Genomic DNA, 25,506 nt, shown 5'->3' on the forward strand with positions numbered 1-25,506 from the left:
GCACCATGCCCTTCGCTCATTTCAAGGTCCCCGCCGGCACCCTCGACGCCGAGGACAAGAAGAAGATCGTCGAACGCACCACCGACCTGTACGCGGAGATCTACGGTGAGCGGGCCCGCCCCACCACCGTCGTGCTCGTCGACGAGGTCGCCGACGGAGGCTGGGGCGTCGCCGGCGGCGTCCTGACCGCCGCGATGCTCGACAGCACCGACTGACCCCGGTCGCCGGCGGTGCCGGGTCAGCGCGCGGCGCGCTGTGCCTCCACGATCCGGCGCACCGAGTCCGACGGCCCGGCCCCTCGCCGGGCGCGCGACGCGGCGAAGTCGGGGAACTGCCCGGCGACGGCACAGCGCCACCGCAGCTTCGCCGGAGCGATGTTGATCTCGCCGCGGTTCTCCGTGACGGAACGGATCACGGCCGCGGCGACCTGGTCGGGGGAGACGGTCCGCACGCCGCTCGGCACCTCGGCGCCGGTGTCGGCGAACATCCCCGCCTCCCCCACGAAGCCGGGCTGCACCAACGACACGCCGACCCCGGCCGCGGCCAGATCCTGGCGCAGGCTGTGCGCGAACCCGCGCAGCCCGAACTTGGTGGCGGTGTACAGCGAGGAGTACGGGGTCGCGGCCTTGCCCGACATGGATCCGACGAAGGCGAGGTGCCCGTACCCGGCCTCGGCCATCCGCGGCGCCAGGTGGCGGGCCAGCAGAATCGGCGCGTACAGGTTCACCGCCAGGGCCCGCTCGATCTGCTCGTCGGTGTATTCCAGCAGGTCCCCGCTGGCCGGCAGGGCGGCGTTGGCCACGAGCACCTCCGTGTCCGCCGCCGTCTCGGCGAGCCGGAGGACCTGATCCCGGTCGGCGAGATCCGCGACCAGCGCCCGGGCGCCCGTCTCGTCCGCGAGCGCCTTGAGCGCCCGCTCGCGGCGGCCGGTCAGCACCAGCCTGGCCCCCTCGCCCGCGAGTCGGCGAGCGAGGGCGCGTCCGATCCCGCCGGTCGCCCCGGTGAGCAGCACGGTCGCTCCGCTGATCCGCATCCACAGCCTCCACGTCCCGGGGGCCGGACGGCCCCGAACCGGTGCCCGCCGCACGGCGAACGCTCTGCACGATACGAATCTTGGCAATACCTTGTCTACATCAGGCACACTTGTGCCAGAGTGATGCGCCGGCTCCACTCCCGAGCGGTGCCACCCCGGCGCGGACGGCACCGCACCGATCACTCCTGCCGGTGCCGGACTCCGCCGATCACCTCTCGCCGGTGCCGGACTCATTGACGACCCATCAGTCACGCCACTATGGTCTCGTCGGTTCTACGAACAGCGTTCGATATCACGAACATGGAGTCAGTGAACGGCTCGGCAGGGCGGCGTCCGGGACGCCGCTCACGAGGTACTCCCCCGCGCGCCGCCGACGGGCGTCCGTGCGCCGCTCGACACCTACCAGGCCGGCGGACCCGCGCCTCGCCGCCGGCAGGGGCCCTCACCGAAAGGGTGCACCCATGTCCTCCTCCGTCAGCAGACGACGTCTCCTCCAGCTCGCCGGGGCCACCGCCGCGATGTCCGCCGCGGGGCCCGTCCTCGGCGCCGCCGCCGCCCGGGCCGCCGTACCCCCGGCCCGGACCGACATCGGAGCCCAGGCCTTCCCCTTCGCCCTCGGCCAGGTCAGGCTGACCGCGAGCAGATGGCTGGACAACCAGAGCCGGACCCAGAGCTACCTGCGGTTCGTCGACGTCGACCGGCTGCTGTACAACTTCCGCGCCAACCACCGTCTGTCCACCGGCGGGGCGGCCGCCACCGGAGGGTGGGAGGCACCCGACTTCCCCTTCCGCAGCCACGTCCAGGGCCATTTCCTCACCGCCTGGGCGCAGTCGTACGCGGCGAGCGGGGACACCGTCAGCCGGGACAAGGCCCTGTACATGGTCGCCGAGCTGGCCAGGTGCCAGGCCAACAACAGCGCCGCCGGGTTCGGCGCGGGCTACCTCTCCGGCTATCCCGAGTCCGACTTCACCGCCCTGGAGGCACGCACCCTGTCCAACGGGAACGTGCCGTACTACACCATCCACAAGACCCTGACCGGACTGCTGGACGTGTGGCGGCACATCGGCAGCACGCAGGCCCGCGATGTGCTGCTCGCCCTGGCGGGCTGGGTCGACCGGCGCACCGGCCGGCTGAGCACCGCCCAGACGCAGGCCATGCTGGGCACGGAGTTCGGCGGCATGAACGCGGTCCTGACCGACCTGTACCAGCAGACCGGCGACGCGCGGTGGCTCACCGTCGCCCAGCGGTTCGACCACGCCGCGGTGTTCGACCCGCTGGCGGCGGGCCAGGACCGGCTGTCCGGACTGCACGCCAACACCCAGGTGCCCAAGTGGATCGGTGCCGCGCGCGCGTACAAGGCCACCGGCACCGCCCGTTACCGGGACATCGCCGCCAACGCCTGGAACTTCTGCGTCCACGCGCACACCTACGCCATCGGCGGCAACAGCCAGGCGGAGCACTTCCGGGCGCCGGACGCCATCGCCGCCTATCTGCGCCAGGACACCTGCGAGAGCTGCAACACCGTCAACATGCTCACCCTCACCCGGGAGTTGTTCGCGCTGACGCCGGACCGGGCCGAGCTGTTCGACTTCTACGAGCAGGCGTGGCTGAACCAGATGATCGGCCAGCAGAACCCGGCCGACCCGCACGGCCACGTCACCTACTTCACGCCGCTCAACCCCGGGGGCCGCCGGGGCGTCGGCCCGGCCTGGGGCGGCGGCACCTGGAGCACCGACTACACCACCTTCTGGTGCTGCCAGGGCACGGGCCTGGAGATGCACACCCGGCTGATGGACTCCGTCTACTTCCACGCCGGCACCACCCTGACGGTGAACCTGTTCGTGCCCTCCGTGCTCACCTGGACCGAGCGCGGCATCACCGTCACCCAGACCACGTCGTACCCGGCGAGCGACACCACGACCCTGCGGGTCACCGGAGACGCCGGCGGGACCTGGACGATGCGCATCCGCGTCCCCGGCTGGACCAGCGGGGCCACCGTCAGCGTCAACGGCGTCGCGCAGAACATCGCCACCACCCCCGGAAGCTACGCCGTCCTGACGCGCGCCTGGGCGTCCGGCGACACCGTCACCGTGCGCCTGCCCATGCGCACCGTGCTGCGGCCGGCCAACGACAACCCCGCTGTCGCCGCCATCACCCACGGCCCGGTCGTCCTGTCCGGCAACTACGGCGACACCGCGCTCGGTTCGCTGCCCGCCCTGGACGCCTCCTCGATCCGGCGGACCAGCTCCACCGCGCTCGCCTTCACCGCCACCGCGAACGGCGCCACCGTCGGCCTGGGCCCGTTCTACGACGCGCACGGCCACAACTACACCGTCTACTGGAACACCGGCGGCAAGGCCACCGTCCGCCTCGCCAACGCGGCCAGCGGCCTGGTGCTGGGCATCCAGGACATGTCCACCGCGGATGGCGGCCGGGCCCTGCAGTGGTCCGACTCCGGCACCGCCGACCACGACTGGGAGCTGGTCCCCGACGGCGACGCCCACCGCATCCGCAACGTCCACAGCGGCAAGGTGCTCGGCGTGCTGGACATGTCCACGGCCGACGGCGCCACCGTCCTGCAGTGGTCGGACAACGGCACCGCCGACCACCGGTGGACCGTGCTCGACCAGGGCGACGGCACCTGCAAGATCCGCAACGTCCACAGCGGGAAGCTGCTCGCCATCGAGAACGGCTCCACCGCGATCGGCGCCTTCGCGGTCCAGGCGCCGGACGACGGCACCGCCGACAACCGGTGGCGCGTCCTGCGGTGACGGCCCGCCCGCCACCCGCCCCATGGCGAATGGTGCCGCGCGGCACCGACACCCGGGCGGTCCCTCGTGCACCCGATGGTGCCCCTCCGTACCTTCCCCCAGGGCTTGCGGCTCTGTAGGGGTAGAGGGCGATCAAGATCAGAGAGGGGCCGTCCCGACATGCACGCCAAGGAACAGCCGGAGAAGAACGCCGGTCAGCGGCGCCTGCCGCACCCGATACGACAGGCGCCGGCGGCGGCGCCGGCCGTCGCCGGGAGCATGTCCCCGGCGACGGCCGGTTCCCTGCAGCGCGCGGTCGGCAACGCGGCGGTGACGCGGATGGTCGAGGAGCGGCGCGACACCCACCACGGTCACGACCACGGCCCGGCCGTGCAGCGGTCCGCCGTGCACGACGTGCTGCGCTCGGCCGGCCGGCCGCTGGACGACTCCGTCCGCACCGACATGGAGGCGCGGCTCGGCGCGGACTTCTCCGACGTCCGCGTCCACACGGGCAGCGCGGCCCGCGCGTCCGCCGCCGAGGTGGGCGCGCGGGCCTACACCAGCGGCAACCACGTCGTCATAGGCGACGGCGGCGCGGACCGGCACACCCTCGCCCATGAACTCACCCACGTCATCCAGCAGCGCCAGGGCCCGGTCTCCGGCACCGACAACGGTTCCGGGCTGCGCGTCTCCGACCCCTCGGACCGTTTCGAGCGCGAGGCCGAGGCCAACGCCACGCGCGTGCTGGCCGGACCGGCCCCGCGGCGCGGCGAGCCCGTACAGCGCGCCGCCGGCACGGGCCGCGACGTGGGCACGCCCGTCCAGCGGGCCAAGGGGACCGGGGGCGCCCACGCGCAGGGCGAGCACATCTTCAACGCCCTCGACGCGCTGGCCAAGGAGGCCGGTACGTCCCTGGGCCGCCGGGTCACGGACCGCATCGGCCTGCTCGACGGCCAGGGCAGGCTCACCCACGAGCAGAACGTGCGCCGGGCGACCACGACCTGGAACTACGAGGTCCACAAGAAGAGCCTGAACGACGCGGCGACGCTGGCGGCGGAACTGCGCGACAACGAGCGCTTCCGGTCCGCGACGCGCGGGGAGCCGCTGGACGCGCAGGGCAACGACCCCAACTCCCTCCGCTACGGCGCCTTCGTCACGCAGGTCAGGGAGGCGCTGCGCCACTGCGGTACGCCGAACTGGAACAACGGGGCGGCCCTGGTGGCCCTCCGGGAGGACCTCGTCGCGACCATCACCGACCAGGTGGCCCGGGACGTGAAGCGGAACACCGATCTCGGCAACGGGCGCGACCGCACGGACTTCGACACCTGGTACACGACCACCGAGAACCAGATGAAGGCCCTGTTCAACGAACTCATCGGTGCGGCGCGGGCCGTTCACGAAGCCCTGTACACGACGGTCCACGCCGCGTACGGCTACCCGGAGGGCGACACCGTCCCCGAGGCGGACTACTACGGGTGAGCGGCCGGCGCACCGCACCGGTCCACTACGACGGCCGGGCCCGCCGGCGATCGCCCTTCCTGTGCGCCTCCACCGGGCGGGGGTGGCGCAGGAGGGGGAGGGACGCCGTGCCGATCGCCGCCGCCAGGGCCGTGGAGGCGAGGGTGATCCAGGCGAAGCCGGGGCGGGAGGCGTGTGCGGTGTCGCCGGAGAAGGCCGCGAAGAGGGAGCCGAAGAGGGACACGCCGATCGCCTCGCTGCCGAGGCGGACGGTGTTGATCCAGCCGGCCGCCATGCCCGCCTCGTTCTCCGGGAGTCGGGCCAGCGCCTCGCCGTCGACCAGGCCGGCCTGGAGTCCGAAGCCGATGCCGACGACCACCATGGGGAGTGCCATCCAGGCCATGCCCCGGGGGGCGGTCGCGCCCGTCGCCAGCAGACCCGCGACGAGCAGGGCGATGCTCGCGATCAGGATCTTGTCGACGGCCGTACCCCGGGCCGCCAGGCGGCCGGCGACCAGTGGGGTGGCGAGGACGGGCAGGGTCAGGAACATCAGGAACGCGCCGCTGGCGCCCGCCGAGGAGCCGTAGGCGCCCTGGAAGAACACCGGCAGGTAGGCGACCGCGTCGGTGAAGGTGAACGAGGAGACCGCGACGACGAGGGTCAGCGCGGCGAAGCGCCGGTCGCGCAGGGTGCGCAGACTCAGCAGGGGGTCCGGCGTGGTGGACTCGCGGCGGACGAAGAGGCCGTAGCCGGCGAGTCCGGCGGCCGTGCAGAGGAGGAACGGCGGGGAGGCCCAGCCGGTCGCCGAGCCGAGCGCCAGCCCGCCGAGCAGCAGGGTCGTCGCCGCGCAGAAGAGCACCGCGCCGGCGACGTCGACGCGGGCCGCGCGGCGGCGTTCGTGCGCCGTGGCCCGGCGGATCAGCGGCATGCCGGCGCAGGCGACGGCCAGGCAGCACAGCTGTGCCGCGTAGACCAGACGCCAGCCGACGAGCTGGGTGAGCACACCGCACAGCGTCGGGCCGAAGGCGAGGGAGAGGCCCGCGACCGAGCCCAGCACGGCGAAGGCACGCGTACGGCGCTCACCGCGGTACACCGACGACAGCATCGCCGACCCCACCGAGAACACGGCGCCCGCGCCCGCGCCCGCCAGCAGCCGGGCGGAGTCCAGCATCCAGTAGTCGGCCGCGACCAGGCTGGCGGCCGACCCGGCGCCGAACGTCACCAGCCCGGCCAGGAGCGACCGCCAGCGGCCGAGGACGTCCGCGACGGAGCCCCACACCAGCGTGGAGCAGGCGAAGGTCAGCGTGAACCCGTTGAGCGCCCACTGCTCCCCCAGGGAGGAGGACCCGAGGTCGCGGGCGATGTCGCCCAGCGACACGGCCGTGCCGGACACCGACAGCGGGACCGTGAACACCGCGAGGACGATGACCGGCAGCACCGCACCGGCCCCGCGCGCGCCGCCCCGCCGGATGTCGTCCGGGGTCACCGGGGCCCTTGCGCGCGCGGACCCGCGGAGGGGACGAGTCGCGGGCGTTCGCCGGCCCGCCGGCACTCGTCGAGGAAGTCCACGATGTGCCCGAACACGTCCAGCGCGGCGCCCCGGCCGATGAACGTGTCGAGGTGGCCGTAGCCCGGCACCTCCACGTACCGGACGTCGAGGCCCGGATGCCGGCGGCCGAGGATCTCGTGGCACAGCTTGTTGGAGTCGTACCAGAAGCGGTTCTCGTCCCCGGACAGCAGCATCAGCGGGGCGTCGATGCGGTCGGCGTGGTCCAGCGCGTTCTTCGGCAGCACGTCGTAGCGGCCGTCGGCGTCGTTGAACCGCATCATGGTGTGGGCCAGTTCGGTGGCGCGCAGGTGCGGCAGGACCCACATGGGCACGGTGCCGTACAGGTCGGCGAGGCGGTCGTGGGTGCGCCGGTCGAGGTTGTCGTGCACGAACAGCGAACCGCCCACGCCCCACGAGTCATTGTGCAGGATCTGGCAGTTGGGGTCCTTGCACTCGGCGCCGAGGGAGACCTCCGCGAACAGCAGGGAGTACTTCGACCACAGTCCCACCTTCTTGATGTCGGTGGGGATGTGCGCGAACCGGGACCGCAGCAGCTCTCCGCCGAAGTGCAGCCGGGCCCGGGTCTTCCAGGACATCTTCGGCGTGAGGAACACCCCTTGCGCGACCACGCCGGCCAGCCCCGGTACCAGCCCGGCCGTCATGCTCAGCGACAGGCACAGGGCGCCGATGCAGTGCGCGACGACCAGCAGCGGACGGCCGTCGGTGTGCCGGCGCACCAGGGAGACGGCCTCGGGGATGTCGTAGAGGGCCACGTCGTCGAAGGTGTACCGCACCCGGCCCTCGTTGTACGGCAGCCGGCAGCTGCCCCGCCAGTCGAGCAGCCACGGCTCGTAGCCCGCGTCCAGCAGGACGTCGACCAGGTTGCGGGTCTCGGGCAGGACGAACATGTCGGAGGAGGCTGTCAGCCCGTGCAGGACCAGGACGGGCGGCCGGTCCGCGCCGTCACCGGCCACGACGCGGGTCAGTCCGAGCCGGGTGCCGTCGGACGCGGTGAACGGGATGTCCTCGACCCGGGCGCCGAGGGCGTGGTGAAGGGGCCTCGGCGTCATCGGATCTCCTCTTTCTGGATCATCAGCTTCCTGAACTTGTGCCGCAGCTTGTCCTTGTCCCGGTCGATCGCGTCCCGCCGCAGGTCCAGCAGTTCGGCCGCGGCCCGCATCGACGGCTCCGCCAGCCCCATGCCGACCTGGACGAAGAACCACGACAGCCAGCTGAGTTTGGCCAGCCGCTGCTCCTGCGACGACAGGCGCGGGTCGACCCGGATGCCGTCGATCTGGTCGGGCACGTAGCTGCGGCCCGGGACCCGGACCACACCGGCGAGGCTCGCCGGCTCGCCCTCGCGGCCGATCGTGATCTCCAATGTGCGGGTCTGCGCCCAGAAGTCGCGCCGGGCCCGGGCCGTCTTCCAGCCCTCCAGCCACCACCGGCCGCCGTCGCGGTCCTCGAGGGTGAGGCGGTAGCGCAGCAGCGGGTGGTCGTTGCCGTGCCGGTGCGGTACGCCCTCGTCGGGGCGGACCCAGATCTCGCCGTCCAGCACGGTCAGCGGCTCGGCGTGCAGCCGCTCGCAGAAGACCTGGCCGCGGACGTCGACCCTGCGGTGCCGGACGACCTGGTACATGCTCGCGATGGAGAGCGTGAACGCCGTCCGGCAGGTGGTGTCGGGGGCCTGGCCGACCGGTCCGACCTGGCCCTTCATCCGTTCCCGGAACGACAGGTACGGCGGGTCCTCGCGGCTGGGCAGCCGGGCCACGCCGTCGCGTGCCATCCGCTCGAACGCCTTCAACTGGGCCTCGGAGCCGTAGCGTTCGGGCAGCGGCAGTTCGTTGCGGGCCAGGAACTCCTCGGTGCGTTCGGCGTCCGCCGCCGGGCCGAACATCAGCGCCTCGAAGAGCTTGACGGCGGTCGGACTGCTCAGGATGCGGGCCAGGAAGTCGAGTTCGGGCACCGGGTCGGTCTCCTGGCGCCGCAGCAGTTCCTCGCGCCACTGCTGCCAGCCCGTGGTGCGGACGTTCATCCCGGCCAGCTTCATGTCCTTGACCAGTTCCGGCAGGGTCTCCGCGCGGCCGGTCAGGTGGTAGTTGCGGCCCCATGCCCGCGGGTCGAGGACGATGGCGGCGGCGACCTTGCCGACCCAGTCCACCGGCGCCAGGTTCAGGTACCGGAACGCCGGTACGGTGCGGAAGCGGGAGATCGCCCCGATCAGCCCCGTGCTCAGGTCGCTCGGGTTGTACACGCCGGTGCGGCTGTGCCCGCCGATGGCGCCCGGCCGCAGGAAGGTCACGGTCAGCCCGTGTTCGCGGGCCCGGCGCAGCGCGGCCTCGGCGGCCCACTTGGACTTGTCGTAGCCCGCGAACAGCCGGTCGAGGTGGGCGATCGGGTCGTCCTCGGCCATCGTGGCGATCCCGACCTCGTTGAAGACGGCGACCGACGAGATGTGGTGCAGCGGCTTGGGCCGGCCGGTCATCGCCAGCTCGGCGAGGTGCAGCGGGCCCAGTACGTTGGTCTGCCGCAGGGAGGGGTAGCCGCGCAGGAAGTCCACGGCGGCGGCGACGTTGACGATGGAGTCGGTCTCGTGGGCGAGGCTGTCCCAGCGTTCCGGTGCCAGGCCGAGCCGCGGCCGGCGGATGTCCCCGGCGAGTACGGTGACCCGCCGCCGCACCTCGAACGTCCACGGCTGCTCGTAGCCCGCCAGGGCCTGGCCGAGGCGTTCCGCGGCGGCCGTGTCGTCGGCCGCGCGCACCAGGCACACCACCTCCGCGTCGCTCTGGCGCAGCAGGTCCAGCAGCATGTGGCTGCCGAGGAACCCGGTGGCGCCGGTGAGCAGGATCCGGCGCGGCCGGACCCGCTCGGCCTGCCGGCTGAACGGCAGGCGGTCGGCCAGCGCCAGGTCGGCGAGGATGGTCCGCACGTCCTCGGCCGCCGCGGTATCGGCGCCGTCGGCCGCCGCGGAGGCCGGGGCCGCGGGAAGGGGCGTGGCCGCCGTCGCGGTGGTGCCGGTGGCGCGCTGGGCCAGGCGCCGGGGGCGGGCGTCCGCGAAGACGTCGTCCAGGCTCATCCGCAGATCGAGTTCGCGGGTCATCAGCGCGACGAGTTCGACCGCGTCCACGGAGGACAGGCCGGCGTCGAACAGGTCCGTGTCCAGGTCGGCCGCGCCGTCCGGCAGGAAGCGGGCGGCGAGGCCGGCGATGGCCGTGGCGAGCGGTTCGGCGGCGGTGGGGTGCGCCACCGCCGGGCCGGCCGGTGCCTGTGGGACCGGCCCCGGGGTCGTGTGGGTGACCGGGCCCGAAGGTGTTCGGGTGGCCGGGCCGGCGGGGTTCTGCGGGGCCGGGCCGGTCGTCGACTTGCGGAAGCGGGCCAGCAGGTCGGCCGCCTGGCCGCGGCCGGGACCGCGCCGCTCGATCACCTCCTCGTCGGGCCGACGGCTGACACTGCGGTCGCGGCTCGTGCCGCCGCCCGCCTCAGGCATTGCTGACCTCCACTGCGATGTCCGATCCGAGGTCCCAGGAACGGAACTCCCGGAGTTGCTCCGGCGCCAGGGCCGTCTCCAGCCGGGGCGCGTCGACCTCGCCGCCGCCCAGGCGGGAGACGAGCCGCCGTGCCGGAATGTTGCGTGGGGTGTTCTCGGCCACGATCCGTACCGTCGCGCACCCGAGGGCGTCCGCGCGGTCGGCCAGCCAGGCCAGCAGCCGGTCCTCGACGCCGCGGCCGAGGACCCGGCAGCTCATCATCCAGGCGACGACCTCCAGTACGCCGTCGTCGGGCCGGACGGCGAGGACGCCGATCTGCCCGTACGCGCCGAACCGGTCGCGTGCGGTCGCCGTCCACACCTCGCCCTCCTGGCACAGCCGTTCGAGCCGGGCGGCGTCCAGCGGCAGGGGCCGGAGGTTGAACTGGTTGGTGCGCCTGCTGAGCTGGATGGTGCGTTCGGCCGTGTCGGTGCCGACCGGCTCGATGTCCAGTTCCAGCTTGAGGTTCTCCAGGAAGTCCGCGAACCCCAGCTGGGCGCGGGCCGCGTCGCGTACCCGTTCCTGCCGGTAGAACTCGGCGCGGGAGGCGTCCTCCGTGGTGGCCGCGCGCGGCACCATGGGCCACAGCCGGGTGACGAAGTCGGCGAGTTCGGCGGCGGGCGGGCAGGTCAGGCTGAGCACCTCGGGCAGCCGGGCGCGCACCCCCGCGATCTCCACCGGGTTGTCGTCCAGGAAGAGGAAGCTGTCCAGACCGAGGTTCAGGTCTTCGGCGATCCGCACGATCCTGGTCCACTTCGGTTCCCAGGCCGCGGAGACGGCGGCGAAGTGCTCCCGGCGCAGCAGGCTGTCCGGCCGGTCGAGGACGCCGTGCACGGTCTCCTCGTCGTTGTTGGAGACGAGGGCGAGCAGCACGCCGGCCGCCCGCCACTGCAGCAGCCGGCGGGCGAGCAGCGCGCGGGGGCCGGTCAGGTCGACGTTCTCCGGTCCGGCCTCGCCGGCGATGCCGCTCCACAGCGTCTCGTCGCCGTCGACCACGATGACCTTCGGCGCGCGGCGGCGGATCTTCCAGACCACATCGGCGAGGCGCAGCGCGACCACCGCCTGGAACTCCTCCTGGAACGGCAGGTGGGCGATGTCGTCGGTGTGCCGGTCGAAGACGCCGTCGAGGGTGCCGGGGGCGGCCTCGGCGGGGCCGCTCTCGCCGTCGGCGGCCAGGTCGCCGGCCCAGGAGTCGGCGGACAGGACGGCGATGCCCGGCTGGTCGGCCAGTCGCTCCGTCACCTGCCGTTCCCAGGCGCGCAGCCGCTCGTCCCGCGACCGCTCCGGGAGGAAGGCGACGACGAGCGGGGTGCGGGTGCGGTCGGCGAGGGCGCGCAGCGCGGCCGGGTACTCCTCGGCGAGCTGGCCGAGCAGGCCGGTGTCCTGCGGGGCGAACCGGATCAGGTCGCCGGGACGGAGCAGCACCAGGCCGGCGGCGGTGGCCGGCTGGGCGAGGACGCCGTCCGGGTCGTGCAGGGCGGCCAGGACCTGGTGGTACGGCGCCTCCACGACGTCGTAGGGGCCGCCCTCCACGTCGGTGTCCTCCAGGGCGACCGTCAGCAGCGCCGGGAGGTTGCCGAGGGCGAAGGTGGCCGCCACCGCGATCTGGCCGGCCGGGTGGCCGCCGTCGGCGGGGGCGTCGTCCTGGCCGGCGGGGGCGGGGGCCCGCGGGGTGACGGGAGCGCCGTGCGGGGTCGGGCCGGTCGCCTCCCCGGACGCGTGGTGGGGGCCGGGCACCGGAACGGTGCCGGTGGGCGCCGGGCCGGCCGGGGCGGTGGGGGAACCGTCGGCGGACGCGCGTGCCGCGGGCTCCACGACCACCGCATCGGGCTCGTCGGCCAGTCGGGCCGCGACGGCGAGGACACCCTCGGCCAGAGCCGCGCAGTGCGCGTCGTCCAGGACGTCGGTGTTGTACTCCAGTCCCACCTTCCCGAGGCCCGGCATCACCGTGACCATCAGGTCCAGGTCGGAGTAGCCGGTGCCCGCCGGCAGGACGCGAAGGCCCTCCGCGGCCCCGGCCTGCGGCGGCATGTAGTTGAAGTACACCTCCACCAGCGGGGCGTCCTTGCGGTGCAGCCCCTCCTGGACCAGCGCCGGCATGGCGTCGAAGAAGGTGATGCCGCGTTCGAGCACCCGGCTGAGCCGCCCGTCGGTGCGCCGCAGCACGTCGGTGCCGGTGTCGCCGGGCTCGACCTGGGCGGCGAACGGGATGGGCAGGCCGAAGTATCCGACGGCGTCGAGCGCGCCGACGTGCATGCGGGTGTCCACCGGCACCGCCAGCACGAACCGGTCCCGGGCGCGCAGCCGCGCCAGGTGCAGCGTCAGCGCGCCGAGCCAGAACGCGGCGGGCGTGATGCCCAGCCGGGTCGCCCGGTCCGCCACCCGCCGCGCCAGCTCGGGCGGCAGGTCGGCCAGGTGCATGGCCGAGCGGTGCGAGCGCCGGGCGGGGCGGGGGCGGGCCAGTTCCAGGTCGAGCCGCCGGACCCCGGCGAAGTCGTCGCGCCAGTCCCCGGCGGCGGCCCGCTCGCCGGCCGGTGCGCCGGGACGGTCGGGCGGGGTCGCCTGGGCCCGTAGCAGGAGGTCGATGTCGCGGTTGGTGACGGCGGCGGGCGGTGCCTGGCCGGTCAGTTCGGCGCCGAGTCCGTGGGCGACGAGCATGAGGGACGCGAGGTCGGACACGGCGTGGTGCGCGCCGAAGACCAGTATCTGGTCGCCCGACGGGTAGGCGAGCAGTTCGAACCGCCACAGCGGGGAGCGGGTCAGGTCGAACGGCGGTTCCATCACCGCGCACAGCCGCCGGTCCGGGTCGGTGCCGTCCTCGACCGCGCTCCAGCGCACCAGTTCGCCCGCCGGGGTGCGGCGGACCTCCAGCCGCTGTCCGCCGTCGGTGTCCGCGACGATCGCGGTGCGCAGCGCCGCGTGCCGGCCGGCGAGCCGGGAGACCGCCTCGGTGAGACGGTCGGCGGTGGTCGGTGTGTCGAGTCGTACGGCCAGCCCGATGTGGTGGGTGACACTGGGGGTGCCGTGCTGCTCGGCGCGCAGCAGCCGTACGACGTCCCGGGTGGCGGGGTGGTGTGCGACGTCGGGGACGCCGGTGTCCGAGGGGTCCGCCGCGTTCGCCGGGGACGGCGTCACCCCCTCGGGGCCGGCCGCCTCGGGGCCGGCCCCGGCCTCGGCGAGGATGTGGTCGGCGAGGCTGTCGAGGGTGGCTCCGTTGAACATCGTCGCGATCGGCAGGCTCTGGCCGAAGTCGGCCTCGACGAGGCTGCGGATCTGCATGGCCATCACGGAGTCCAGGCCCTGTCCGACCAGGGAGGCGGCCGGGTCGAGGTCCTCGGCGTCGAAGCCCATGGTGCGCGCGAACCGGTACCGCAGCCGCTCCACCACCGCCTCCCGGGTGGTCGGCACCACGGGTCCCGCGGCGCCGGCCCGCGTCGCGGACGCGGGCGCGGCGGCCCGGCGGCGCGCGGGCACGAGCGCGGCCAGCAGCGGGGGCAGCAGGGCGGGTTCGGTGGTGCGCAGGACGGGCAGGTTGAGGGCCGCCGCCACCAGTACGGCGTGACCGGTGCCGTCGGCGCGGGCGTGCCGGGTCAGCGCGGCGTCCAGGAGGGTGAGCCCCTGTTCGGTGGCGAGCGGGCTGATCCCGCCGCGGCTGATCCGTTCCAGGTCCGTCTCGGCGAGGTGTCCGGTCATTCCGGTGGCCTCGGCCCACAGGCCCCAGGCCAGCGACAGGCCGGGCAGGCCGGTGCGGCGGCGGTGCTCCGTCAGGGCGTCGAGGAAGGCGTTCGCGGCGGCGTAGCCGCCCTGTCCGGCCCCGCCGAGGACGCCCGCGACGGACGAGAACACCACGAAGGCGGACAGGTCAGCGGCCGCCGTCAGCTCGTGCAGGTGCCAGGCGGCGTCGGTCTTGGGCCGCAGCACCCGGTCCAGGCCGTCGGCGTCGACCGATTCGATCGTGCCGTCGTGCAGGACGCCCGCCGAGTGGATGACGGCGGTCAGCGGGTACCGTTCCGGGATCTCGCCGAGCGCCTGCTCCAGCTGGGCGCGGTCGGCGACGTCGCAGGCCAGTACGGTGACCTCGGCACCGGCGGCCGTGAGTTCGTCCCGCAGCGCCTCGACGCCCTCCGCGCCGGGGCCGCGCCGGGACAGCAGCAGCAGGTGCCGGGCGCCGAGGCGGGCGACGTGCCGGGCCACCTGAGCGCCGATTCCCGTCGTACCGCCGGTGATCAGGACGGTGCCCGTGCCGAGGGCGGCGCGGACGTCGCCGGCCGGGTCCGCCGCCTGCCTGCGGAGCGCGGGCACGTACCGGCGGCCGGACCGGAGTGCCAGCTCGGGCCGTCCCGAGCGCACGGCGCCGAGGATCTCCTCGTCGAGGCGGGCGAGAGGGCCGGTGCCGTCCTCTTCCGGGCCGTTCTCCTCGGGGTCGGTGTCGACCAGGACGATCCGGCCGGGGTTCTCCGCGCGGGCCGCCCGCACCAGTCCCCACACCGCGGCGTGGGCGAGGTCGAGCGGCGTGCCCTCGGCCTCGGCGCCGGTCGGCACGGCCCCGCGGGTGACGACGACCAGCCGCTCCCCGGCGGGCCGGTCCCGCGCCAGCCACTCCTGGAGACCGCGCAGGGTCTCGTGGAGCACCGCACGGATCCGGGCCGGCGTGTCCCCGGTGTCCGCTGCCGCGCCGGTGACCTTCAGCAGCGTCGGTTCCGGCGCGCCGGGGCCGTCGTCGGCGGCCGGGGCCTGGTCGTGCTCGGTCCACTCGACGGACAGCAGCGCCCGGGTGCTGCTGTCCGGGAGGGCGAGGTCGTCGGCGGTCACGGTGCGCACCAGCAGGGAGTCGATGCGGGCGACGGGGACGCCCGCCGGGTCGGCCGCCTCCACCGTGAAGGTGTCCGGGCCGCTCGGCGCGATGCGGATCCGCAGCTCGCTCGCGCCCCGCCCGTACACGGTGACCCGGCCGAAGGAGAACGGCAGCGGTGTGCGCCCGGCGCCGCCCTCCGTCCCGCGTGCCGCCGCCGCTTGCAGCGCCGCGTCCAGCAGCGCCGGGTGGAGGGTGAACCGCGCCGCGTCCTCCGCCTGCCGGCCGGGCAGGGTGACCTGCGCGAACACCTCGTCACCGGACCGCCATACGTCCGACAGCCCCTGGAACGCCGGGCCGTACTCCAGCCCGATGCCGGCCAGCGCCGCGTAGTGGGCGGCCGGGTCGAGCCGGTCTGCCGGCTCGGGCGGCCAGGCCGTGCCGTACGGCGGCCGGCCGGTCTCCGGTGGCACGGCGGCGGGTTCCTCGACCAGGACTCCGCTCGCGTGGTGGGTCCACTCCCGGGTGCCGTGCGGGCGGGAGTGGACCTCCACCGTGCGGCCCGTGGCGCCGGCCGCTCCCACCTGCACCTGCAGGTCGGTCTCGCCGTGCTCGGGCAGGGACAGCGGCGCGTGCAGGGTCAGGTCCCGTACGCCGGCGCATCCGGCCTCTTCCGCGGCGCGCAGTGCCAGTTCGACGAAGGCGGTGCCGGGGAGGAGCACGGTGCCGAAGACGGCGTGGTCCGCCAGCCAGGGCTGGGCCGTGCGCGAGAGCCGCCCGGTCAGGACGATGTCCTCGCCGCCCGCCAGGGTGAGCGCGGCGCCCAGGAAGGGGTGCCGTACGGCGTCGAGTCCTACGGCGCCGACGTCGGCGCCGGTGACGGCGGGCTGCCAGTAACGCCGGTGCTGGAACGGGTAGGCGGGCAGGTCCACCAGCCGTCCTTCCCCCGTCCACACCGGCCAGTCGACGTCCACGCCGGCGACGAACACCTCGGCCGCGTGCTGCAACAGCCTCGGCATCTCGTCTTCGTCACGGCGCAGGGTGCCCACCGCGGTCACGCCGGTCACGCCCTTGTGGTCGGCGTTCTGGACCACGGCTCCGAGGAGGACGGGGTGCGGGCTGACCTCGATGAAGACCCGGTGCCCGGCCTCCAGCAACGTCTCCAGCGCACGGTCGAAACGCACCGTCTCCCGCAGATTCGTAAACCAGTACTCCGCACCCATCACCCCCGTATCCACCACCCCACCCGTCACCGTCGACACCAACGGCACCCCACCCGAAACCGGCCCGATCCCACCGAGCACATCCAGCAACTCCCCCCGCAAACCCTCCACCTGCGGAGAATGCGACGCATAATCCACCGCGACCCGCCGCACCTGCACACCCTCCACCCCACACCGGGACACAAACACATCCAGCTCACCCGGAGCCCCCGACACCACCACCTGCTCCGGACCATTGACCACCGCAACCTGCAACCCACCCGACAACCACCCCACCACCCGCTCCACCGGAGCAAGCACCGACACCATCCCACCCCGCCCCGACAACGCCGCAATCGCACGCGACCGCAACGCCACCACCCGCGCCGCATCCCCCAACGACAACCCACCCGCCACACACGCCGCAGCAATCTCCCCCTGCGAATGACCCACCACAGCCGCCGGCCGCACCCCCAACGACCGCCACACCTCCGCCAACGACACCATCACCGCAAACAACACCGGCTGCACCACATCCACCCGACCCAACAACCCCTCATCCCCACCACGCACCACACCCAACAAATCCCACCCCTCCACAAACGGCTCCAACGCCGCCGCACACTCCCCCATCCGCCCCGCAAACACCGGCGACAACTCCAACAACTGCCGCGCCATACCCACCCACTGCGACCCCTGACCCGGAAACACAAACACCACACCAGACGCCGCACCCGAACGCCCCGACACCACACCCCCCACCTCACGACCCGCCGCCAACTCACCCAGACGCGACGTCAGCTCACCCACATCCGCACCAAGCACCACCGCCCGGTGCTCCAGCACCGCACGCCCCGACGCCAGCGTGAACGCCACATCCCGCGCGTCCAACTCCGCGCCCTCCCCCACCCGCTCCAGCAACCGCACCGCCTGCTCCCCCAAGGCCGCACCACTACGCGCCGACAACACCCAGGGCAGGGGGCCCCGTTGCGGGTCGGCCGGCTTCTCCTCCCGGGCCGGGGCCTGTTCGAGGACGACGTGCGCGTTGGTGCCGCTGTAGCCGAAGGAGGAGACGCCCGCGCGGCGGGGGCGTCCGGTCTCGGGCCACGGCTGGTTCTCGGTGAGCAGCCGGACGTGGCCCTCGCTCCAGTCGACGTGGTGCGACGGCTCGTCGACGTGCAGGGTGCGCGGGAGTACGCCGTGGCGCATGGCCTGCACCATCTTGATGACACCCGCGACACCGGCGGCGGCCTGGGTGTGTCCGATGTTCGACTTCAGCGAGCCCAGCCACAGGGGCCGTTCGCGGTCCTGGCCGTAGGCGGCCAGCAGTGCCTGGGCCTCGATGGGGTCGCCGAGGGTGGTGCCGGTGCCGTGGCCCTCGACGGCGTCGACGTCGGCGGGGGTCAGCCGGGCGGCGGCCAGGGCGTCCTGGATGACCCGCTGCTGGGCGGGCCCGTTGGGCGCGGTCTGGCCGTTGGACGCGCCGTCCTGGTTGACGGCGGTGCCGCGCACCACCGCCAGGACACGGTGGCCGTTCCGCTCGGCGTCGGAGAGCCGTTCGAGGACGAGCACCCCGACGCCTTCGCCCCAGCCCGTGCCGTCGGCGGCGGTGGCGTACGACTTGCAGCGGCCGTCGGGGGCGAGGCCGCGCTGGCGGGAGAACTCGACGAAGACGGCGGGGGTGGACAGGACGGTCACGCCGCCGGCCAGCGCCAGGGTGCATTCGCCCTCGCGCAGCGACCGCACCGCCTGGTGCAGTGCCACGAGTGACGACGAGCACGCCGTGTCCACGGTGACGGCGGGGCCCTGGAGCCCCAGGTGGTAGGCGACACGCCCGGAGACGAGGCTGCCGACGCTGCCGCCGCCCGGGTCGTAGTCGTGGTGGAAGGAGCCGGCGAAGACGCCGGTACGGGTGCCCTTGAGGCGCTGCGGATTGATCCCGGCGTCCTCCAGGGCCTGCCAGGAGGTCTCCAGCATCAGCCGCTGCTGGGGGTCCATGACCAGGGCCTCGCGCGGGGCGATCCCGAAGAACGCCGGGTCGAAGTCGGCCGCGCCGGTCAGGAAGCCCCCGGAGCGGGTGTAGGTCTTCCCGGTGCTGCCCGGTTCGGGGTCGTACAGCGCTTCCACGTCCCAGCCCCGGTCGGCGGGGAACTCCCCGACCGCGTCCTCTCCCTTGACTACGAGGTCCCACAGGTGGTCCGGGGAGCCGATCCCGCCGGGCAGCCGGCAGGCCATGCCGACGATCGCGACGGGTTCGGTGCGGCGGCCTTCCAGCGCCTGGAGCCGGCCGCGCGTGCCGTGCAGTTCCTCGGAGACCGCCTTGAGGTACTTCAGCAGCTCTTCTTCGGTGGGCATGAGCTCACTCTCCACTGGGGTCGGTGGGCGATTCGTCGCCGGAGACGGAGATGCCGAGGCTGTGGGTGACGAAGTCGAGGACTTCCGCCGCGGTCGCGGATTCGAGGCCGGCCGGCCCGTGTTCTTCGGCCACCGCCGTGGACCCCGGTGCCGTCCACGGCTCCGAGATGCCGCGGAACGTCTCGGCCAGCGCGGTGCGCTGGGCACCGGTCAGGTCCAGGGCGGTCAGGTGGTTCCTGATGCGGGTGAGGTCGGCCATCACCTGCTCGTACGTCGCCCGGTCGGGCTCCCCGGCCGGTTCGGGCGCCGGGGTGAGACGGTGCAGCAGGTGGTCGGCGAGGGCGCTCGGGCTGGGATGGTCGAACACGGCGGTGGCGCTGAGCTTCAGGCCGGTCCGGGCGTTGATCCTGTTGCGCAGTTCGACTCCGGTGAGCGAGTCGAAGCCGAGGTCGCGGAAGGCCTCGTCGGCGCCGATCCGGCGCGGGTCGCCGTGGCCGAGCACCTGGGCCACGTCGGCGAGCAGCAGGTCGAGCAGCGTCTCCCGGCGCCGTTCGGCGGGCAGCCGGCCCAGCCGGTCCCGCAGGGATTCCTCCGGCGCCGTGGCAGCGGCCTGTCCGGCGGTCCGCCGGTGCGCGGCCGGCACCAGGTCGCGCAGGAGCGCCGGGGCGGTGTCGGCGCGCAGGGCGCCGGTGTCGACCCGGACCGGGACGACGACCGGTACGGCCGCGGTGAGTGCCCGGTCGAACGCGGCCAGGCCCTCCTCGGCGGTGGTGGGCAGCAGTCCGGTGCGGGCGATCCGGCCGTGGTCGGCGGTGCCGAGTCCGGCCGTCATGGCGCTGGTCTCGGTCCACATGCCCCAGGCGAGGGAGACCGCGGGCCGGCCGGCCGCGTGCCGGCGGGCGGCGAACGCGTCCAGGTAGGCGTTGGCGGCGGCGTAGTTGGCCTGGCCGGGCGAGCCCAGCACACCGGCAGCCGAGGAGAACACCACGAAGGCCGCGAGGTCGGCGTCCGCCGTCAGTTCGTGCAGGTGGCGCACCGCGTCCGCCTTCGGCCGCAGTACGGTGTCGAGGCGCTGCGGGGTGAGGGAGTCCAGGACGCCGTCGTCGAGGACGCCGGCGGTGTGCACCACGGCGGTCGGCGGATGTCCGGCCGGGATGCGGGCCAGCGCCCGGGCGAGCTGGTCGCGGTCGGCGACGTCGCAGGCGACCGACAGCGCGGTCGCTCCCCGGTCGAGCAGGTCCTCGGGCAGGGTCGCGCCGCTGCGGCTGAGCAGCAGCAGATGCCGGACGCCGTGCTCGGCGACGAGCCGTCGGACGACCAGCCGGGCCAGGGTGCCGCCGGCGCCGGTCACGATCACCGTGCCGTCGGGGTCGAGGGCCCGGGGGATGGTCAGGACCGTCCCGCCGGCGCGGCCGGGCGCGGCCTGCCGGTGGGCCTCGGCGGCGGCGCGTACGTCGTGGGCACGGACCGGCAGCGGCCGGGGGGCGCCGTCGCGGAAGAGCCCGGCGAGGGCCGCGAGGTTCGGCCCCTGGGGGGCGGGGTCGCCGGCGCGGGGTGCGACCGGTGCGGGGGCAGGGCCCTCCTCGGCCCGAGCCGCGGGTGCGCCCTCGTGTGCGGCCGGACGGCCGTCGTCGTCCACGGCCGGGTGTCCGGCGTCGCCCGGGGCCGCGGCCCCGTCCGCCGGGCTCACGTACACGCCGTCCGGCGCGAGCAGCGGAGCGGACGCGTCCGCCGTGTCCCCGGTCCGCGGGCCGAGGACGATGTCGAGTCCCGTCGGGATCTCCTTGGGGAACTCGTCGGGCCCCGGCTTCGCCACGTGGGCTTCGTCCAGGCCGAGGGCGCGCAGTTCCTCCCGGGCCTCGGCGGGCGCGGTGGCGTACACCTCGGCGCCCAGGTGACGGGCGAGCCGGACGGCCGCCAGGCCGCTGTCCGTGGCGTCGGTGTGGATCAGCACGCGCTGCCCGGGCCGTAGGCCGGCCGTGTCCACGAGGGCGTGCCAGGCGGTGAGGAACGCCCGCGGGGCCGCCGCGGCCTGCGCGAAGCTCCAGCCGCTCGGCAGCGGGGCCAGGCAGTGGTGGTCGGTGACGGCCTCGCGGGACAGGGCGTCGCCGCTCGGGAAGAGGCCGAACACCCGGTCGCCGGGCAGGAGTCCGGTGACTCCGGGGCCGGTTTCGGTGACGACGCCGGCGCCTTCCGTGGCGGACCGGCCGTCGGTGCCGATACCGGCCGCGCGCATCGCCACCCGGACCTGGCCGGTCTCCAGCGGGCCGGTGCGGTCCGGTCCGGCGACGAGGACGAGGCCGTCCGCGTCTCCGGGGCCGGTGGCCCGCAGCCGCCAGGTGGGCGCGTCGGGCAGCGGCAGCAGGGCGGTGCCGGTGCGGGTCAGCCGGGGCGCGTACGGCCGGCCGTCCCGGACGGCGACCTGCGGTTCACCGGTGGCGACCGCCAGGGCCAGCGCCCGGTCGGTCCGGGTGTCCACGTCCACGAGCAGCAGCCGGCCGGGGTGTTCGGCCTGTGCGGAGCGCAGCATGCCCCACACGGCGGCGGTGACCGGGTCGGGCCGCTCCATGAGCGTGCCCTGGGTGACGACGGCGAGCCGTGCGGTGGCGGTGGCCGGGTCGGCGAGGAACTCCTGGGTGAGCGCGAGCACTTCGGTCAGACGGGCACGGAGGTCGCCGCCCGGTTCGACGGGGGCGACGGTGAGGCCGGCCGGCGGCTCGCCCGGGTCCGTGACCGGCAGGGGGCGCCAGCGCAGGTGGAGTCCGCCGTCCGGGTCCGGTGCCGCGACCGCGTTCATCGGCCGCAGCGCCAGCGCGTCCACGGTGATGACGGGCTGCCCGGCCGGGTCCACGGCGGACAGGGTGACGGTGCCGTCGCCGGAGGCGGCGAGCCGTACCCGCAGCACCGCCGCGCCGGTCGCGTCCAGGGTGACGCCGGTCCAGGAGAACGGCAGCAGCGGCCGGGCTCCGTCGGTGCCGTCCAGGGCGGGCAGCCCGAGGGCGACGGTGTGCAGGGCGGCGTCCAGCAGGGCCGGGTGGATGCCGAACCCGCCCGGCTCGATGGGCAGTTCGACCTCCGCGTACAGCTCGTCGGCGGTGCGCCAGGCGGCGCGCAGGCCGTGGAACGCCGGGCCGTAGCCGTAGCCGCGCTCGGCCATGCCGTCGTAGAACCCGTCCAGCGGTACGGGTCGGGCGCCGGCCGGCGGCCAGTCCGGTGCCGGGCCGGGCCGCGGGGCCGTGGGGGCGAGGACGCCGGCCGCGTGCCGGGCCGGTGGTTCGGCCGGGGCGGCGGAGGTGGGCGGTGTCGCCGAGGAGTGGACGGTGACGGTGCGGCGGCCCGACTCGTCGGGGGCGCCGACGACCACCTGGAGGTAGACGGCGCTGTCGGCGGGCAGGACGAGGGGGGTGTGCAGGGTCAGTTCCTCCACGGCCGGGCAGCCGGTGACGCCGCCCGCGTGCAGGGCGAGTTCGAGGAACGCGGTGCCGGGCAGCAGGGCGGTGCCGCCCACCGCGTGGTCGGCGAGCCAGGGGTGTGCCGTGGGCAGCACCCGCCCGGTGAGGACGGTCTGGCCGTCGGGGAGGTGCACGGCGGCGCCGAGCAGCGGATGCCGCATGACGTCGAGCCCGGCGGCCCGCAGGCCCGCCGTGGTCGCGTCGGCCGACTGCCAGTAGCGCTGTCCGGCGAACGGGTAGCCGGGCAGCTCCACCCGGCGCCCGCCGGGCAGCAGCCGGTCCCAGGCCAGGGGCCGGCCGGCCGTGAAGGGGAGGGCGAGCGCGCGGGCCAGGGCGAGCGGTTCGGGCCGGCCGGCGGTGAGCGCCGCCGTGGCGACGTAGTCGCCGTCGTCGAGGACCGTGTCGAGCGTCGCGTGCACCATCGGGGTGACGACGGCGTCCGGCCCGATCTCCAGGTAGGCGGTGACTCCCCGCTCGGCCAGGCACCGTACCCCGTCGGCGAAGCGCACGGCGGTACGGACGTGCTCCACCCAGTAGCCGGGGGTGCGCAGCCGCTCGCCGTCGGCGAGGGTGCCCGTGACGTTGGAGACGACCGGGACGCGTGGCGCCCGGAAGTCCAGGCCGGCCAGCGCGTCGGCGAAGTCGCCGAGCATCGCGTCCATGCGGTGGGAGTGGAACGCGTGCGACACCGGGAGCCGGCGCACGCGGCGGCCGGCGGCCCGGAAGTGCTCGGCGACGGCCAGGGTTCCGGCCTCGTCACCGGAGACGACCACCGCTTCCGGGCCGTTGACCGCGGCGATGCCGACCGTGTCCGTCAGCGCCGCCCGCTCCAGGTACGCCCGTGCCTCCTGTTCGCCGACGGCGACCGCCACCATCGCGCCGCCCTGCGGCAACGCCTGCATCAGCCGGCCGCGCGCCGCGACCAGGGCGCACGCGTCGGCCAGGGACAGCACGCCCGCCGCGCAGGCCGCGGTGATCTCGCCGAGGGAGTGTCCCATGACGTAGTCGGGCCGTACTCCCCAGGAGCGCAGCAGTTCCAGGGTCGCGTACTCCACGGCGAACAGCGCGGTCTGGGTGTACATGCTCTGGTGCAGCAGCCGGGCCGGCGGGGAGTCCGCCGACGCGAACACGACCTCCTTGAGGGGGTGTTCGGCGTATCCGTCGAGGTGGGCGTCCACCGCGGCGCACACGGTGTCGAAGGTCTCGGCGTAGACCGGGTACCGCTCGTACAGTTCGCGGCCCATGCCGGCGCGCTGCGATCCCTGTCCGGAGAACACCAGGGCCAGTCCCCCGGTCCCCGCGGCGCCGGCCGTGCCGACGACGGCGTCCGGGGTCTCCTCGCCCCGGGCCAGGGCGGCCAGCGCGCCGGTGAGGGCCGTGCGGTCGGTGCCGAGCAGGACGGCCCGGTGGTCCATGAGGGCGCGGCCGGCGGCCAGGGTGAAGCCGATGTCGCGGGGGTCGAGGGCGGGGGCGTCCTCGATCCGGGCGAGCAGCCGCTCCGCCTGGCGCCGCACGCCGTCGGCGGTCCGCGCGGACAGCACCCAGGGGATCACCGGGGTGTCGGCGGCCGACTCGGGCGCCGTGGTGCCTTCGGGGTCCTCGGGCGGGGCTTCGAGGATGACGTGCGCGTTGGTGCCGCTGATGCCGAAGGAGGACACCGCCGAGCGGCGCGGCCGGTCCACTTCCGGCCACTCCTGCGGCGCGGTCAGCAGCCGTACCGCGCCGGACTCCCAGTCGACGTGGTGCGACGGCTCGTCGACGTGCAGGGTGCGCGGCATCAGGCCGTGGCGCATCGCCTCCACCATCTTGATCACACCCGCCACACCCGCCGCGGCCTGCGTGTGCCCGATGTTCGACTTCAACGAGCCAAGCCACAGGGGCCGCTCCCGGTCCTGGCCGTAGGTCGCCAGCAGCGCCTGCGCCTCGATCGGATCACCGAGGGCCGTCCCCGTGCCGTGCGCCTCCACCACGTCCACGTCCGCGGGCGACAACCGCGCACTCGACAACGCCGCCCGGATCACACGCTGCTGGGACGGACCGTTCGGCGCCGTCAGACCATTGCTGCCACCGTCCTGGTTCACCGCCGAACCCCGCACCACCGCCAGCACCCGGTGCCCAAGGCGCCGCGCGTCCGACAACCGCTCCACCACGAGCAGACCCACGCCCTCCGACCAGCCCGCACCGTCGGCCGCGTCCGAGAACGCCTTGCACCGCCCGTCCGGCGACATCGCCCGCTGCCGGGAGAACTCCACGAACGTCGTCGGCGTCGACATCACCGTCACACCACCCGCCAACGCCAGCGAGCACTCCCCGTTGCGCAACGCCTGCGCCGCCAGATGCAACGCCACCAACGACGACGAGCAGGCCGTGTCCACCGTCATCGCCGGACCCTCCAGACCCAGCAGGTACGAGATCCGGCCCGAGGCCACGCTCGACGAGCTGCCGAGCATGCGGAAGCCCTCCATGCCCTCGACGGGCTCGTGCAGCGGCGGGCCGTACTCCATCGCCATGAGACCGGTGAACACGCCGGTCCGGCTGCCGCGCAGGGAGGACGGGTCGATGGCGGCCCGCTCCAGCGCCTCCCATGATGTCTCCAGCAGCAGCCGCTGCTGCGGGTCCATCGCCGCCGCCTCGCGCGGACTGATCCCGAAGAACTCCGGTTCGAACACGGCCGCGTCGTGCAGGAAGCCGCCGCGCCGTGTGTACGTCTTCCCCAGCCGGCCGGGGTCGGGGTCGTACAGCGCCTCGATGTCCCAGCCGCGGTCGGCGGGGAACTGCGAGGTCGCGTCGAGACCGTCCAGGGTGGCCTGCCACAGTTGCCGGGGCGAGTCGATGCCGCCCGGGAAGCGGCAGGCCATGCCGACGATGACGATCGGGTCGTCGTCCGCGACGGCGGCGGCCGGGGAGGGAACGGCCGGGCCGCTGGACGTGCCCTCGACCTGCTCGCCGAGGAATCCGGCCAGGGCGTTGAGCGTGGGGTAGTCGAAGACCAGCGTCGACGGCAGCCGCAGCCCGGTCACGGCCTGCAACCGCTGCCGCAGCTCCAGACCCGTCAACGAGTCGAAGCCCATCTCCCGGAACGCCCGCTCCGGATCCACCGAGGCGGCCGAACCGTGCCCCAGCACGAGGGACACCTGTGTGCGTACCAACTCCGCCAGTTCCGAGGCTCGTTCGTCCTCGTCCAGTGTCGCCATCCGCGCCGGCCAGGAGGACTCCCGCGCTGCGCCGTCGACCGCCGTGGCACGCCGGGCCGGGGCACGGACGAGGGATGCGAAGAGAGACGGCAGGGTGTCCTGGGCGGCGCGGTCGCGCAGCCCGGGCAGGTCGAGCCGGACCGGCACCACGACGGCCCGGTCGGCGGCCAGCGCCGCGTCGAACAAAGCCAGAC

At 74.4% G+C, this 25,506-nt stretch carries 9 protein-coding genes; 3 read left to right on the top strand and 6 right to left on the bottom strand.

Annotated elements, in window-relative coordinates:
- Window positions 1-5: 5 nt before the first annotated feature.
- Window positions 6-215, top strand: coding sequence for a tautomerase family protein (locus ACZ63H_RS17305; RefSeq protein WP_469865819.1), 210 nt, complete (start codon window positions 6-8; stop codon window positions 213-215).
- Between the two features lie 23 nt (window positions 216-238).
- Here the strand turns inward: ACZ63H_RS17305 and ACZ63H_RS17310 are convergent, their stop codons facing one another.
- Window positions 239-1,033: an SDR family NAD(P)-dependent oxidoreductase gene (locus ACZ63H_RS17310; RefSeq protein ID WP_469865821.1), complete on the bottom strand. Its 795-nt coding sequence runs from the start codon at window positions 1,031-1,033 to the stop codon at window positions 239-241.
- 461 nt (window positions 1,034-1,494) lie between these two features.
- Between ACZ63H_RS17310 and ACZ63H_RS17315 the strand changes: the two genes are divergently transcribed.
- Together ACZ63H_RS17315 and ACZ63H_RS17320 are read left to right on the top strand one after the other, a co-directional pair.
- Window positions 1,495-3,804 (top strand): beta-L-arabinofuranosidase domain-containing protein, encoded by a 2,310-nt coding sequence (locus tag ACZ63H_RS17315; protein ID WP_469865823.1) that lies wholly within the window; start codon window positions 1,495-1,497, stop codon window positions 3,802-3,804.
- Between the two features lie 159 nt (window positions 3,805-3,963).
- A complete protein-coding gene (locus ACZ63H_RS17320) occupies window positions 3,964-5,262 on the top strand; it encodes an eCIS core domain-containing protein (RefSeq protein ID WP_469865825.1) in 1,299 nt (432 codons plus the stop codon).
- 25 nt (window positions 5,263-5,287) lie between these two features.
- Here the strand turns inward: ACZ63H_RS17320 and ACZ63H_RS17325 are convergent, their stop codons facing one another.
- The 5 genes from ACZ63H_RS17325 to ACZ63H_RS17345 form a co-directional block, all read right to left on the bottom strand.
- A complete protein-coding gene (locus tag ACZ63H_RS17325) occupies window positions 5,288-6,727 on the bottom strand; it encodes an MFS transporter (protein ID WP_469865827.1) in 1,440 nt (479 codons plus the stop codon).
- Complete coding sequence (locus tag ACZ63H_RS17330) at window positions 6,724-7,860, bottom strand: alpha/beta hydrolase (protein WP_469865829.1); 1,137 nt, start codon at window positions 7,858-7,860, stop codon at window positions 6,724-6,726. The genes ACZ63H_RS17325 and ACZ63H_RS17330 overlap by 4 nt, the downstream gene beginning before the upstream one ends.
- Window positions 7,857-10,277 (bottom strand): thioester reductase domain-containing protein, encoded by a 2,421-nt coding sequence (locus ACZ63H_RS17335; protein WP_469865831.1) that lies wholly within the window; start codon window positions 10,275-10,277, stop codon window positions 7,857-7,859. Before ACZ63H_RS17335 ends, ACZ63H_RS17330 begins: the two co-directional genes overlap by 4 nt.
- Window positions 10,270-18,666 (bottom strand): SDR family NAD(P)-dependent oxidoreductase, encoded by an 8,397-nt coding sequence (locus ACZ63H_RS17340; protein WP_469865833.1) that lies wholly within the window; start codon window positions 18,664-18,666, stop codon window positions 10,270-10,272. The genes ACZ63H_RS17335 and ACZ63H_RS17340 overlap by 8 nt, the downstream gene beginning before the upstream one ends.
- Before the next feature lie 4 nt (window positions 18,667-18,670).
- Window positions 18,671-25,506, bottom strand: a 6,836-nt coding sequence (locus ACZ63H_RS17345; RefSeq protein ID WP_469865835.1) for an SDR family NAD(P)-dependent oxidoreductase, incomplete at its 5' end; no start/stop codon positions are given.

The organism is Streptomyces sp. NPDC104831, assembly GCF_055583025.1.

What these genes read in the sequence shown, in the direction of transcription:
- ACZ63H_RS17315 (WP_469865823.1), top strand. Translation starts at nt 1,495, where the DNA reads ATGTCCTCCTCCGTCAGCAGACGACGTCTCCTCCAGCTCGCCGGGGCC.
- ACZ63H_RS17340 (WP_469865833.1), bottom strand. Translation starts at nt 18,666, where the DNA reads ATGCCCACCGAAGAAGAGCTGCTGAAGTACCTCAAGGCGGTCTCCGAG.
- ACZ63H_RS17320 (WP_469865825.1), top strand. Translation starts at nt 3,964, where the DNA reads ATGCACGCCAAGGAACAGCCGGAGAAGAACGCCGGTCAGCGGCGCCTG.
- ACZ63H_RS17335 (WP_469865831.1), bottom strand. Translation starts at nt 10,277, where the DNA reads ATGCCTGAGGCGGGCGGCGGCACGAGCCGCGACCGCAGTGTCAGCCGT.
- ACZ63H_RS17330 (WP_469865829.1), bottom strand. Translation starts at nt 7,860, where the DNA reads ATGACGCCGAGGCCCCTTCACCACGCCCTCGGCGCCCGGGTCGAGGAC.
- ACZ63H_RS17310 (WP_469865821.1), bottom strand. Translation starts at nt 1,033, where the DNA reads ATGCGGATCAGCGGAGCGACCGTGCTGCTCACCGGGGCGACCGGCGGG.
- ACZ63H_RS17305 (WP_469865819.1), top strand. Translation starts at nt 6, where the DNA reads ATGCCCTTCGCTCATTTCAAGGTCCCCGCCGGCACCCTCGACGCCGAG.